The organism is Streptomyces sp. T39 (assembly GCF_008042045.1).
Taxonomy (GTDB): domain Bacteria; phylum Actinomycetota; class Actinomycetes; order Streptomycetales; family Streptomycetaceae; genus Streptomyces.
On record NZ_RDBP01000044.1, the window covers coordinates 125,976 to 138,460 of the forward strand.

The following is a 12,485-nucleotide window of genomic DNA, read 5'->3' on the forward strand; positions in this document are numbered from 1 at the left end:
GCTCGGGACCGCTCAGCAGCGCTCCCATCTCCCCGGCGAACACCTGGTGGCGCAGGCGGGAGCCGGCGGCGACCAGCGGTACGTCGTCTCCCTGGCCCGCGACCAGGAGGAGGTGCGCGCCGCCCAGCGCCTGCGCCACCAGGTGTTCGCCGGGGAGATGGGAGCGCTGCTGAGCGGTCCCGAGCCGGGCCTGGACAGCGACGCGTTCGACGCCTGGTGCGACCACCTCCTGGTGCGCGAGAGCGCCACCGGCGAGGTCGTCGGCACCTACCGGATCCTGCCGCCCGAGCGCGCCCGGATCGCCGGACGCCTCTACTCCGAGGGAGAGTTCGACCTCACCCGGCTCGGCCCGATCCGTCACGACCTCGTCGAGGTGGGGCGCTCCTGCGTCCACCCGCTGCACCGCAACGGCGCCGTCATCGCGCTGATCTGGGCCGGACTCGCCCGCTACATGACCCGCACCGGCCACAACTGGCTCGCCGGCTGCTGCTCGCTGCCCCTCGCCGACGGCGGCACCCTCGCCGCGGCGACCTGGAACACCGTGCGCGCCCGCCACCTGGCGCCCGAGGAGTACTGGGTGACCCCGCACCGGCTGTGGAACGCGGCCGGCGTCACCCCGCCCGCGGGCCGCACCGAACTCCCGCCCCTGCTGCGCGGCTACCTCCGCCTCGGCGCCTGGGTCTGCGGAGCACCCGCCCACGACCCGGACTTCGACGTCGCCGACCTCTACGTCCTGCTGTCGCTGCGCCGCACCGATCCCCGCTATCTGCGCCACTTCCTGTCCCTGGCCCCGCAGTGACGAGCGTCTGGCAGCCCACGGCGCCCTGCACCCCCGAGCGGTGCGCCGCCGGCACCGGCCCGGCGGCCGGTGCCGCGCGGGCCGTCCTGCGGCTCACCGCCGGCCTCGCGGTCGTCGCCGCGGGGATCCTGTTCGCCCCGGTGGCCGCCCTGCTCGGCGCCCCGCTGCGCCACCGGCTGACCGGACGCTGGGCGCGGGCGGTGCTCAGGGCCTTCGGCGTCCGCGTGAGCGTCGTCGGCGTCCCGCCGGGGCACCCCGCGCCGCACCCGCCGGCCGGCCCCGCGGAACTGGTCGTCGCCAACCACATCTCCTGGCTCGACATCCCGCTGGTGGCGGCCGTCCTGCCCGGCCGCATGCTCGCCAAGAGCGAGGTGCGCCGCTGGCCGCTGCTGGGCGCGGCGGCCGCCCGCGGCGGCACCCTCTTCGTCGAGCGGGACCGGCTGCGGACGCTGCCCGCCACCGTCGCCGCGATCAGCGCCGCGCTGCGCGACGGCTCCCGGGTCGTCGTCTTCCCCGAGGGTTCCACCTGGTGCGGCCGCCGGCAGGGCCGGTTCCGGCCGGCGGCCTTCCAGGCCGCGCTCGACGCGGGCGCGGCCGTACGGCCCGTGCGCCTGTCCTACGGGCCCACCGGGGCCGCCGCGTTCGTCGGCGACGACCCGCTGGCCCTGTCCCTGTGGCGGGTGGCGACGGCCGCCCGGCTCACCGCGGAGATCCGGCTGCTGCCGCCCCTCCTCCCCGGGCCCCGGACCGACCGCCGCTCCCTCGCGCGCTCCGCTCAGCTCGCCGTCGAGAGGCTCAGCGCGAACCGCCCCTCGCCGTCCGTCCACCAGTGCGACAACTCCAGTCCGGCTGCCGCGAGTTCGGTGCGCACACCCTCCTGACGGAACTTCGCCGACACCTCCGTCCGCATCTCCTCGCCCGCCGCGAAGGGCACCACCAGGTCCAGCTCACGGATCTTCACCGTCAGCGCGGACCGGGCCCGCAGCCGCATCTCGATCCACTCGTGCTCCCGGTCCCAGACGGCCACATGGTCGAAGTCGGCCGGGTCCACGTCCGCGCCCAGCTCCCTGGCGATCACCGACAGCACGTTCTTGTTGAACCGCGCCGTCACACCGGCGGCGTCGTCGTAGGCCCGGACCAGCACCTCCTCGTCCTTCACCAGGTCCGTGCCGAGCAGCAGCGCGTCGCCCGGCTCCAGCAGGTCGCGCACCGACCGCAGGAACAGGGCCCGCTCGGCCGGCAGCAGATTGCCGACCGTGCCGCCGAGGAACGCCACCAGTCGCGGCCCCGGCGTCCCGGGCAGGGCGAGCCCGCGCGTGAAGTCCGCGATCAGCGCGTGGACGTCGAGGCCCGGACGCTCCGCGAGCAGCGCCTCGGCGGCCCCCGTCAGCGCGCTCTCGCTGACGTCGACCGGGACGTAGGTGTGCAGCCGTGGCAGGGCGTCCAGCAGGAAGCGGGTCTTCTCCGACGACCCCGAGCCCAGCTCCACCAGGGTGCGGGCACCCGTCGCGGCGGCGATCTCCCCGGCACGCGCCGCGAGGATCTCGCGCTCCGCCCGGGTCGGGTAGTACTCGGGCAGCCGGGTGATCTCCTCGAAGAGCTCGCTGCCGCGGGCGTCGTAGAACCACTTGGGCGGCAGCACCTTCGGGGTGCGGGTCAGCCCGTTCAGCACATCGGCGCGCAGATCGGCACCGGTCGTGTCCTCGGGCATCGTGCGGGTCAGCAGGAAGGGGCTCACCGGGTGGACTCCTTGAGCTCGGTCAGCAGCAGGTCCGTCCGTGTCGCCGTCAGCAGCGTACGGTCCGGCACCTCCTGCCAGCGCGGATCGTCGTCGTACGGCTCCGACGCCACGACCGTGCGGCCGTCGGAGCCCGTGAGATACCAGAGGGTGTCGCCCCACGCCGTCGCCGCGATCGCACGGCCGTCGGTGAGGAGCAGGTTCAGCCGCGAGTCCGGCGCCGCGGCCGCGGTGTCGCGCACGGTGTCGGCCAGCGCCTGCCCCAGGCCGTCACCGGCCCGCAGCCGCTGGAGCACCAGGGCCCACACGAGGGCCGAGTCGTTGCGCGCCTCCATCGACAGCAGATCGGCGGCCGGCAGCGCGTCCGCCAGTTCCCCCATCGAGGCGGGCCAGCCCCGCACCGCGCCGTTGTGGGAGAACAGCCACGGACCGGAGGCGAACGGCGCGGCCGCCGCCTCCCCGTCCGCGCCCGCCACGGTCGCGTCCCGCACGGCGCCGAGCACCGCCCGGCTGCGCACGACCCGTGCGAGGTCGGCGAACGACAGGTCGGCCCATATCGGTCCGGCCCGCCGGTAGCGGGCGGGCACCGGATCGTCGTCCGCGTACCAGCCGACGCCGAACCCGTCCGCGTTGACCGTGCCGTACCGCTGCCGCCGCGGGGCCCAGGACTGGCGGAACAGCCCGTGCTCCGGCGCGACGAGCAGCTCCCCCAGCGGGAGAGGCGGCCCGAGCGCCGCGATGTGCCGGCACATCAGGAGGCACCGTCCTGCCCGGCGCGGGCGTCCCGGGCGGTGCGGAAGCCGGAGAAGATCTGGCGGCGCACCGGCAGGTCCCAGTTGCGGAACGTGCCCCGGCAGGCCACCCGGTCGACCCCGAACGCACCGCCGCGCAGCACCTTGTGCCCCGGCCCGAAGAAGACCTCCGAGTACTCCCGGTAGGGGAAGGCCACGAAGCCGGGGTAGGGCAGGAAGTCGCTCGCCGTCCACTCCCAGACGTCGCCGATCAGCTGCCGCACGCCGTGCGGGGACTCGCCGGCGGGGTAGCTGCCCGCACGGGCCGGCCGCAGATGGCGCTGCCCCAGATTGGCGTGGTCCAAAGCGGGATCGGCGTCGCCCCACGGGTACCGCCGGGAGCGGCCGGACGCCGGGTCGTGCCGCGCCGCCTTCTCCCACTCGGCCTCCGTCGGCAGCCGACGGCCCGCCCAGCGGGCGTACGCGTCGGCCTCGTACCAGCTGACGTGCAGCACCGGCTCGTCGGCGGGCACCTCCTCGGTCACCCCGAAGCGCCGCCGCAGCCAGACCCCGCCCTCCCGCCGCCAGAACAGCGGCGCACCGATGCCGTGCCGGCGGATCTGGTCCCAGCCCTCGTCGGCCCACCACCGGCGCTCGCCGTAGCCGCCGTCGTCGATGAACGCCTGGTAGGCGCCGCACGTCACCGGTGTCGTGTCGATCCAGAACGCCGGCACCTCCCGCCGGTGCGCGGGGCGCTCGTTGTCCAGCGCCCACGGCTCCGTCGAGGTGCCCATGGTGAACGGCCCGCCCGGCACCAGCACTTCGGCGGGCAGCGCGCCCGCCGGAGGGTCCGGCGGCTCCGGCGCGGTGAGCGCGGCCGGCCCCCGCCGCAGCTGGTGGGTGATGAGCATGGTCTCGTCGTGCTGCTGCTCGTGCTGCGCGATCATGCCGAAGGCGAACGCCGCGTCGAGGAGGGGGGCGCCCTCCAGTTCGGCCTTCTCCAGGATGTCCAGCACCCGCCCGCGCACGTCCGCCGCGTACAGCCGGGCCTCGGCCGGCGCCAGCAGCGGCAGCGAGGGACGGCTGGCGCGCGGGTGCTCGAAGGCGTCGTACACGGAGTCGATCTCGGGCCTGAGCGCCTCCCGGCCGCCGACGGTGCGCAGCAGCCACTGCTCCTCCTGGTTGCCGATGTGGGCCAGGTCCCACACCAGGGGCGACATCAGAGGGGAGTGCTGAGCGGTCAGTTCGCCGTCGTCGACGCACGAGGTGAGCAGCGCCGTGCGGGCGCGCGCGGCGACCAGGGCGTCGAGGGCCCGGTCGCGGGCGCCGGCGAGCGGCGCGTCGCCGTGCGGGGAACCGCCGGATGGGGCGGCCGCGGTCCCGGCGGCGCGGGTCTGCTGGTGGTCGCTCATATGACAGGCTCCTTCACCGCGGGCGGGAGGGTCAGGTCGTCGGCCGGGCACCGGCCCCGCAGCACGTACCGCTCGTTGAACGCCGCGACCGCCGCCACCAGGTCCGGTGCGGCGCCGATGCGCTCCAGCGCGCCGAGAGCCGCGTCGAAGGCGGTGACCGCGGCGGTGCCGATCGCCGGGTCGCCGAGCCCCCGGCGGGCCGCCGTCACCCACAGCGGGTTGACCGGCGCCGGCAGGGAACCCGCGTACTCGGCGAGCGGCTTGACCGCCCGGTACACCCGCTCCGCCGCCTCGGGGTCGTCGAACAGGGCCGTCGTGACGGCGAGGGGGACCATCCACCCGTCGTCGCCCGGCTGCGCGTCGAGCATGCGCAGCTCCAGGTGACCGCGTGGCCTGACCGGCGGGAACAGCGTGGTCAGGTGGTAGTCGAGATCCTCCCGCGTCGGGCGCCGCGGCGACCCGGACCGCAGCCACTGGCGGAAGGTCATCCCCTCGGGGCTGTCCCACGAGCCCTCGGCGCGGCGTACGCACATCACCGGCGCGTCGAGCGCGTGCGCCGTCCACGCGGCGCGCGGCTCCGTCCACGGTGCGGGCGCCAGTGCCCGCACCGGATCGATGGCCGCCCACACGGCCTGCCGGGTCGACCGCCATCCGGTGGGACGGCCCCGGCGGGCGGGGGAGTTGGCGAAAGCGGCCAGCAGCACCGCGCCCAGCAGATGGGCCAGCTGCCAGCGCCTCGCGTGCCCGAGGGGGCCGGGCTCCTCCTCGCCCGCGTCCAGCGAGACCTGCACCGAGGCCGAGGTGCACATCATGGTGCGCCCCGCCGGACCGGTGCGGTCCAGATGCCGCTCCATGGCGTCGTAGCGCGGGTCGTGGAGCATCCGGCGCGGCGACTGCCAGGGATCGAGGCCGTATCCGGCGAGGGCCAGACCCGAGGCGCGGAGCGCGGCGCGCACGGCGCGCAGGTCGGCGGCGGTGGAATCGACGCACTCCGTCAGGGACGCGGCGGGTGCGGAGCTGAGCTCCAGCTGGCCGCCCGGCTCGAAGGTCAGGGCCGAGGTCAGCGACAGGGCGCGCACGTCGTTGGACGCCGCCCGCAGACGCCCGGCGTCCACCGGGACGGCGGGTCGTTCGAGATCATGGACCAGCCATTCGACCTCGACACCCACCACCCGGGGCGGGCCGGTCTTGAAGCAGATACATCGGAGCAGGTCCTCGGCCTCGTCCTCGGATATCCCGGGACCGAAGCCGTCGGTATCTGGCGGATGCATGAGCCACTCCTCCACTCGAAGGATCCCGCGAAGGGACTCTGTCAACCTAAAGCCACCGCCGCCGGTTCGCACAAGAGTGCCCGTGAGGAGCGGAAATGCGGTTGATCGCGTCATGGCTGGTCATCGACCATGTCGTCATGAGCGCACGATTGCGGGGGATCGCCCGGCAGACGGAGGAGATCGTCGCGGCGGGCGGGTACCGGCTGCCCGGTGGCCGCGAGGTCGACCTGGGGAAGGCGGTGGCCGCCGCGCTGGAGGGCACCGCGCTGTACGGCCCGGAGCCGCTCGGCGCCGTCCCGGACACCGGCCGCGCCACGGTCTTCGAGGTGACCGGCGAGTCCGGCACCGCGGCCGCGAGGCGCCTGGCGTCCGCCGCCCCCGGCCCCGTCGCCGTCCTGAACTTCGCCTCCGCCAGGAACCCGGGCGGCGGCTACCTCAACGGCGCCCAGGCCCAGGAGGAGGCACTCTGCCGGGCCTCCGCCCTGTACGCGACCCTGCTGCGCGCCCCGGCCTACTACGAGCACCACCGTGCCGACCGCAGCCCCTTCTACTCCGACCGGGTCATCGCCTCCCCGGGAGTGCCCGTCTTCCGGGACGACCGCGGCGCCCTGCTCGACGAGCCGTTCCTCGCCGGATTCCTGACCTCCCCCGCACCGAACGCGGGCGTCATCGCCCGCCGCTTCCCCGACCAGGCGCACCGCGTCCCCGCGGCGCTCGCCGCCCGCGCCGAACGCGTCCTGGAGACCGCTGTCGTCCGCGGCTACCGGCGGCTCGTCCTCGGGGCCTGGGGCTGCGGAGTCTTCCGCAACGACCCCGCCGAGGTGGCCGGCGCCTTCCGCGCCCTGCTGGGCCCGGACGGCAGGTTCGGGGGCCACTTCGACGAGGTGGTCTTCGCCGTGCTGGACCGCACGGCCGGCGCGGTGACGCTGGGCGCGTTCCGCCGCGTCCTCGCCGGGCTCCCGGGCCCGCAGGGCGACGGGGCGGGCCCGGGAGCCCGGGGCGCGGTTCAGGTCCAGCCGTAGCGTTCCCGCAGCCGGTGCACGACCCGGTCGAAGCGCGGGCGGTCCAGTGCCGCCGCCTCCCGCCGCATGCCCGCCTCGTGGACCCGGAGCACCCGGTCCAGATCCACCCAGGACTCGCGCCCCGCCCCGTCCCACGGACCGGTGCCGATGCCCACCCACTCGCGGTCCCCGGTGTGCGCCCGGCTCGACAGCTGCACGGCGAGCAGCGTCCCCGCCGCCTCGCGCGCCACCACGAGCACCGGCCGGTCCTTGCCCCGCCCGTCGTTCTCCTCGTACGGCACCCACGTCCAGACGATCTCGCCCGGGTCCGGGGCCCCGTCCCGGTCCGGCGCGTACGAGGTGCGCACGGAGCCGACGGCGGCCGGCACGGCCTCGGTCGTCGCGAACGGCCCGTCACGGCCGGGAGCCGGCAGGGCCCCGGGAGAGTCCTGGTGCGGACCGGGCGGGCGGGGAGAGATCGTCATCGGCACACCGTAGAACCGCACGACCTTCCGGATCCAGCCATCCGGGTACGACGCGCTGCCGCCGGCCGCCCGCCGTGTCCCGCGGCAGCCGGGCAGGGCCGGGCGACAACCCTTCCCCCGGTGCCCTCAGGGTGCCGCCGGCCGCCGGACTTTTCCGGCCATCCCCGGATCCGGGCGCACGCGCGCTCTGGAAGGATGGCGAGGGCGATGAGCCAGACACCCCGACCTCCCGTGGGCCGCTCCGCCCCGACCAGCGCCGACGTCGCCCGGCTGGCCGGAGTCTCCCGGGCCACCGTCTCGTACGTCCTCAACAACACCGCCGCCGTGCGCATCAGCGAACCGACCCGGCTGCGGGTCCGCGCGGCCGCCGAGGAGCTGGGCTACGTCCCCCACGCGGCCGCCCGCAGCCTGCGGGCCGGACACACCAGGACCGTGGTCATGCCCTCCGCACGGCTCCCTGCCGGCCCGCTGCCCGTGCGCTTCTATGACGAATTCCAGGGCGAGTTGAGACGCCTGGAGTACACGGTCGTCGAGTACGGCGGCCTCGGCCTCGACGGTGACGAGGCCGCCCGCGCCTGGGCCGAACTGCGCCCGGTCGCCGTCGTCTGCCCCGGCGGCACCCAGCCGACCGCGCATGGCGTGAGTCTGCTCCGGCGCTCCGGAGCGCGCGCCGTCGTCACCCTCGGACCGCACCCGACCCAGGGCGCGCACTTCCTGGCCCTGGACGAACGCCGGATCGGAGCGGCGGCCGTCGGCCACCTGATCCACCGCGGCAGGCGGGCCATCGGCGTGGTCGTCCCCCACGAACCGGGCCCGGCGCACTGTGCGCATCTGCGCCTGGAGGGTGCCCGCGCGGCGGCGGACGGCACCGGGGCGCGGACGGTGGCGCTGCCGATGGCGTACGAGGAGGAGTCGGCCGCCGCCCTCGCGGCCCGCTGGCGCCTGACGGGACTCGACGGCGTCTTCGCCTTCGACGACGAGTACGCGATGCTGCTGATGCGCGCGCTCCAGGACGAGGGCGTCGACGTGCCCCGCGAGACGGCCGTGATCGGCGCCGGGGACCTGCTGCTCGGCAGACTGCTGCGCCCGCGGCTGAGCACCGTCCGCGTCGACACCGTCAGCGGACGGCGGCTGGCCGAGATCGTGGACCGCATGGTCCGGGAGCCGGCCGCCGAGCCGGAGCACCACGACCTCATGGCCGCCCGTGCCGTCCACCGCGAGTCCAGCTGACACGCGCTGCCCGGCGGGTGACGACATGCGGCCGACGGGGCGGGTGTCTACCGTCGCCCCATGAGCAACGAACCGGAGCGTTTCGGCATCCTTGTCCTCCCCGAGCACGTCGAAGGCGACGATCCGGTCGCCGCGGCCGACAGCGCCATCCGCTCGGCCGTGGTCGACGCCACCGGCCGCCAGGGCGCCTCGGGCTACCCCCGCTACGTCGGCGACGGGGTGGAGGCCGACATCGACCCGACGACGCGCGCCGTGGAGGCGCTGCTGGTGGACGGCGCGGAGCTGGACTACGGCCTGACGGTCCGCGTCGTGGACGCCGACCGGCTCTGACCGGGCCGGCGGCCCGCCGCCTCCTCCGCGTCCGGGCCGGCCCGCGGCCCGGGGACGCCCGGTGGGCCGTTGACAACCCGCCGCACCGGCCCCACACTCTGGCGACTCGATTTGTGGACCATCGTTCACCAGGCGAACAACGGTCCCGGCCGCCGGGAGAGATTTCGATGAGCATCCGCGACGTCTACATCGTCGACGCCGTCCGTACACCCATCGGCAGGTTCGGGGGCGCGCTCTCCTCCGTCCGTCCCGACGACCTCGCGGCCCACGTCGTCCGGGCACTCGTCGACCGCACACCGGAACTCGACCCGGCCCGGATCGACGACGTCATCTTCGGCGACGCCAACGGGGCGGGCGAGGACAACCGCGACGTCGCCCGGATGGCCGTACTCCTCGCCGGCCTGCCGGTCGGCGTCCCCGGTGTGACGGTCAACCGGCTCTGCGGCTCCGGCCTGGAGGCGGTCGTCCAGGCCGCCCGCGCCATCGCGCTCGGCGACGCCTCCGTGGCCGTGGCCGGCGGCGTCGAGTCCATGTCCCGGGCCCCGTGGGTGATGCAGAAGCCCGAACGTGCCTTCCCCGCGGGCCACCAGCAGCTCCACTCCACGACCCTCGGCTGGCGCATGACCAACCCCCGGATGCCCGCCGAATGGACCGTGCAGCTCGGCGAAGGCGCCGAACTCGTCGCCGACAAGCACGGCATCGGCCGCGAGGCGCAGGACGCCTTCGCCCTCGCCAGCCACCGCAAGGCGGCCGACGCCTGGGCCGCAGGGCTCTACGACGGCGAGGTCGTCCCGCTGCCCGGCGTGGACCTCGCACGGGACGAATGCATCCGCGACTCCACGTCGATGGAGGCCCTCGCCAAGCTGAAGCCCTCGTTCCGCCCGCAGGGCACCGTGACGGCGGGCAACGCCTCCCCGCTCAACGACGGCGCCGCCGCCCTGCTCCTCGTGGACGAGGAGGGGCTGCGCGCCACCGGCCGCGAACCGCTCGCCCGCGTCCGGGCCTCGGCCGTCACCGGCATCGAGCCGCAGCTCTTCGGGCTCGGTCCGGTGGAGGCGGTGACGAAGGCGCTGGCCAAGGCGGGGCGGTCGTTCGCCGACCTCACCACGTTCGAGCTCAACGAGGCCTTCGCGGCGCAGTCGCTCGGCTGCCTCGCCGAGTGGCCCGAACTCGACCCGGCCGTCGTCAACCCGCGCGGCGGGGCCATCGCCATCGGCCACCCGCTCGGCGCGTCGGGTGCCCGGCTGGCCGGCAGCGTCGCCCACCAGCTCGCCGCCGCAGGCTCCGGCACGGGCCTCGCGGCCCTCTGCATCGGCGTCGGCCAGGGCCTCGCCCTCGTCCTCGAACGCTGACGCCCCGACGCTCCGGTCACGGGGCCCCGCACGCGGGTGACCCCGTTTCGCCCGCCGCCCCCCGGGCGCGCACACGGCGGCGGCCGGAGCACCGGTGTCGGTGCTCCGGCCGCCACAGGCCGTTCAGGTCGGGACGCGGCCTCAGGCCGTGGCTTCGCCGCCCGCCTGCTGCCCGCCCGGCGCGCCCTCCGCGCCGTTCTTCTGCGCCGTCTCGATCGAGCGGCGCACCTCGTCCATGTCCAGCGCGCGGGCCTGGCCGATCACGTCCTCCAGCGCCGCCTCCGGCAGCGCCCCCGGCTGGGCGAACACGGCCACGTTGTCGCGGACGATCATCAGCGTCGGAATGGAACGGATCTCGAAGGCGGCCGCCAGTTCCTGCTGCGCCTCGGTGTCCACCTTGGCGAAGACGAGGTCCTGGTGCCGCTCGGACGCGCCCTCGAAGACAGGCGCGAACTGCCGGCAGGGGCCACACCAGGACGCCCAGAAGTCGATCAGGATGAAGTCGTTGTCCGTCACGACCTGATCGAAGTTTTCCTTGGTGAGCTCTAGCGTGCTCATGGCCTGTCTACCTCTCGCTGACGTCCGGTGGAGTCGCCCCGCACAACGGTGCCCGGGACGCTGCTATTCCTGCCCCTGCCCATGTGGCCATGACGCACACCCCGCATCAGACTGACCCTATGACCCAAGCTGTGGAATACGACGTCGTGGTGCTCGGAGCCGGCCCCGTGGGGGAGAACGTGGCCGATCGGACCAGGGCCGCGGGCCTGAGCACCGCCGTGGTGGAGAGCGAACTGATCGGCGGCGAATGCTCGTACTGGGCCTGCGTCCCGAGCAAGGCGCTGCTGCGCCCGGCGCTCGCCCGCGCCGACGCCCGCCGGGTGCCCGGACTCTCCGGCTCCGTGCAGGGACCGCTGGACGCCAAGGCCGTGCTCGCCCGCCGCGACGAACGCGTAGGCGACTGGAACGACGCGGGCCAGGCCGAATGGCTGGAGTCGATCGGCGTACGGCTCTACCGCGGTCACGGCAGGCTCCACGGCCCGCGGAGCGTCGTCGTGGACGGGGCGGAGAAGGAGCACCATCTGCTCACGGCCCGCCACGCCGTCGTCGTCGCCACCGGCAGCCGCGCCGTCCTCCCCGACCTGCCCGGCCTCGCCGGAGCCAGGCCGTGGACGAGCCGCGAGGCCACCAGCGCCCGCGAAGTCCCCGGCCGCCTGGTCGTCGTCGGCGGCGGCGTCGTCGGCGTCGAGATGGCCACCGCCTGGCAGGCGCTCGGCTCCCGGGTCACCCTCCTCGTCCGCGACGGCGGCGTACTGCCCCGCATGGAATCCTTCGTCGGCGAGCACGTGGTCGAGGCCCTGCGGGAGGCGGGCGCCGACGTCCGCCTGAACACCTCGGTCGCCGCCGTGGACCGCCCCGGCGGCTCCACCGGTCCCGTCACCGTGGTGCTCGGCGACGGCAGCAGCGTGGAGGCGGACGAGGTGCTCTTCGCCACCGGCCGCGCCCCGCGGACCACCGGTATCGGACTGGAGTCGGTGGATCTCACGGACGGCTCCTGGCTGACCGTCGACGACAGCTGCCGCGTCGAGGGAACGGACTGGCTGTACGCGGTGGGCGACGTCAACCACCGCGCCCTCCTGACCCACCAGGGCAAGTACCAGGCCCGGATCGCCGGCGCCGCGATCGCGGCACGGGCCCGGAAGGTGCCCCTGCTGGAGACCGACCGCTGGGGCGCGCACAGCGCCACGGCCGACCACGCGGCCGTCCCGCAGGTGGTCTTCTCCGACCCCGAGGCCGCCGCCGTCGGACTCTCCCTCGCCGAGGCGGAGCGGGCGGGCCACCGGGTGCGCGCCGTCGACCACGACCTCGGATCGGTCGCCGGCGCCGGGCTCTACGCGGAGGGCTACCGCGGCCACGCACGCATGGTCGTCGACCTGGACCGCGAGATCGTGCTCGGCGTGACGTTCGTCGGCCCCGGCGTCGGCGAGCTGCTGCACTCGGCGACGATCGCCGTCGCGGGCGAGGTGCCGATCGAGCGGCTCTGGCACGCCGTTCCCGCGTTCCCGACCATCAGCGAGGTGTGGCTGCGGCTGCTGGAGGCGTACCGCGGCTGACCCCGGCCGCCGGAAGCCGATCACG

At 75.3% G+C, this 12,485-nt stretch carries 13 protein-coding genes; 7 read left to right on the forward strand and 6 right to left on the reverse strand.

Going from position 1 to position 12,485, the window contains the following annotated elements; all coding sequences use genetic code 11:
• The first annotated feature begins 43 nt into the window (after positions 1 to 43).
• Complete coding sequence (locus EAO77_RS29565; RefSeq protein WP_147991394.1) at positions 44 to 799, forward strand: GNAT family N-acetyltransferase; 756 nt, start codon at positions 44 to 46, stop codon at positions 797 to 799.
• Positions 796 to 1,680 (forward strand): lysophospholipid acyltransferase family protein, encoded by an 885-nt coding sequence (locus EAO77_RS29570; protein WP_147991395.1) that lies wholly within the window; start codon positions 796 to 798, stop codon positions 1,678 to 1,680. Before EAO77_RS29565 ends, EAO77_RS29570 begins: the two co-directional genes overlap by 4 nt.
• On the opposite strand, the gene egtD is transcribed toward EAO77_RS29570, so the two are convergent.
• From egtD to egtA, 4 genes are read right to left on the reverse strand one after another with little or no spacing between them, the layout of a single operon-like run.
• Positions 1,575 to 2,537 (reverse strand): L-histidine N(alpha)-methyltransferase, encoded by a 963-nt coding sequence (egtD, locus tag EAO77_RS29575; protein WP_147991396.1) that lies wholly within the window; start codon positions 2,535 to 2,537, stop codon positions 1,575 to 1,577. The genes EAO77_RS29570 and egtD overlap by 106 nt on opposite strands.
• Complete coding sequence (gene egtC / locus EAO77_RS29580; protein WP_147991397.1) at positions 2,534 to 3,289, reverse strand: ergothioneine biosynthesis protein EgtC; 756 nt, start codon at positions 3,287 to 3,289, stop codon at positions 2,534 to 2,536. The genes egtD and egtC overlap by 4 nt, the downstream gene beginning before the upstream one ends.
• The gene (gene egtB, locus EAO77_RS29585; RefSeq protein ID WP_147991398.1) at positions 3,289 to 4,680 is read right to left on the reverse strand and encodes an ergothioneine biosynthesis protein EgtB; all 1,392 of its coding nucleotides are present in this window, start codon (positions 4,678 to 4,680) and stop codon (positions 3,289 to 3,291) included. The genes egtC and egtB overlap by 1 nt, the downstream gene beginning before the upstream one ends.
• On the reverse strand, positions 4,677 to 5,951 hold the full coding sequence (egtA, locus tag EAO77_RS29590) for an ergothioneine biosynthesis glutamate--cysteine ligase EgtA (protein ID WP_147991399.1): 1,275 nt from the start codon (positions 5,949 to 5,951) through the stop codon (positions 4,677 to 4,679). The genes egtB and egtA overlap by 4 nt, the downstream gene beginning before the upstream one ends.
• Positions 5,952 to 6,088: 137 nt before the next feature.
• Between egtA and EAO77_RS29595 the strand changes: the two genes are divergently transcribed.
• Entirely contained in the window at positions 6,089 to 6,973 is an 885-nt protein-coding gene (locus tag EAO77_RS29595) for a TIGR02452 family protein (protein ID WP_147991441.1), read from the forward strand.
• On the opposite strand, the gene EAO77_RS29600 is transcribed toward EAO77_RS29595, so the two are convergent.
• Positions 6,958 to 7,437, reverse strand: a complete 480-nt coding sequence (locus EAO77_RS29600; RefSeq protein WP_147991400.1) for a type II toxin-antitoxin system PemK/MazF family toxin — start codon at positions 7,435 to 7,437, stop codon at positions 6,958 to 6,960. The genes EAO77_RS29595 and EAO77_RS29600 overlap by 16 nt on opposite strands.
• Before the next feature lie 207 nt (positions 7,438 to 7,644).
• Here EAO77_RS29600 and EAO77_RS29605 point away from each other — a divergent pair, with 207 nt between their 5' ends.
• From EAO77_RS29605 to EAO77_RS29615, 3 genes are all read left to right on the forward strand, one after another.
• Positions 7,645 to 8,667, forward strand: a complete 1,023-nt coding sequence (locus EAO77_RS29605) for a LacI family DNA-binding transcriptional regulator (protein ID WP_147991401.1) — start codon at positions 7,645 to 7,647, stop codon at positions 8,665 to 8,667.
• A gap of 60 nt (positions 8,668 to 8,727) precedes the next feature.
• The gene (locus tag EAO77_RS29610) at positions 8,728 to 8,997 is read left to right on the forward strand and encodes a hypothetical protein (RefSeq protein ID WP_147991402.1); all 270 of its coding nucleotides are present in this window, start codon (positions 8,728 to 8,730) and stop codon (positions 8,995 to 8,997) included.
• A gap of 167 nt (positions 8,998 to 9,164) precedes the next feature.
• Positions 9,165 to 10,349 carry a thiolase family protein gene (locus EAO77_RS29615; RefSeq protein ID WP_147991403.1) on the forward strand — a complete coding sequence of 395 codons (1,185 nt, stop codon included), beginning with the start codon at positions 9,165 to 9,167 and terminating at the stop codon, positions 10,347 to 10,349.
• Positions 10,350 to 10,490: 141 nt separating this feature from the next.
• Here EAO77_RS29615 and trxA read toward each other — a convergent pair whose 3' ends face one another.
• The gene (trxA, locus tag EAO77_RS29620; protein ID WP_147991404.1) at positions 10,491 to 10,907 is read right to left on the reverse strand and encodes a thioredoxin; all 417 of its coding nucleotides are present in this window, start codon (positions 10,905 to 10,907) and stop codon (positions 10,491 to 10,493) included.
• 119 nt (positions 10,908 to 11,026) lie between these two features.
• On the opposite strand from trxA, the gene EAO77_RS29625 reads away from it, so the two are divergent.
• Positions 11,027 to 12,460, forward strand: coding sequence for a dihydrolipoyl dehydrogenase family protein (locus EAO77_RS29625; RefSeq protein WP_147991405.1), 1,434 nt, complete (start codon positions 11,027 to 11,029; stop codon positions 12,458 to 12,460).
• The last annotated feature ends 25 nt before the right edge of the window (positions 12,461 to 12,485 follow it).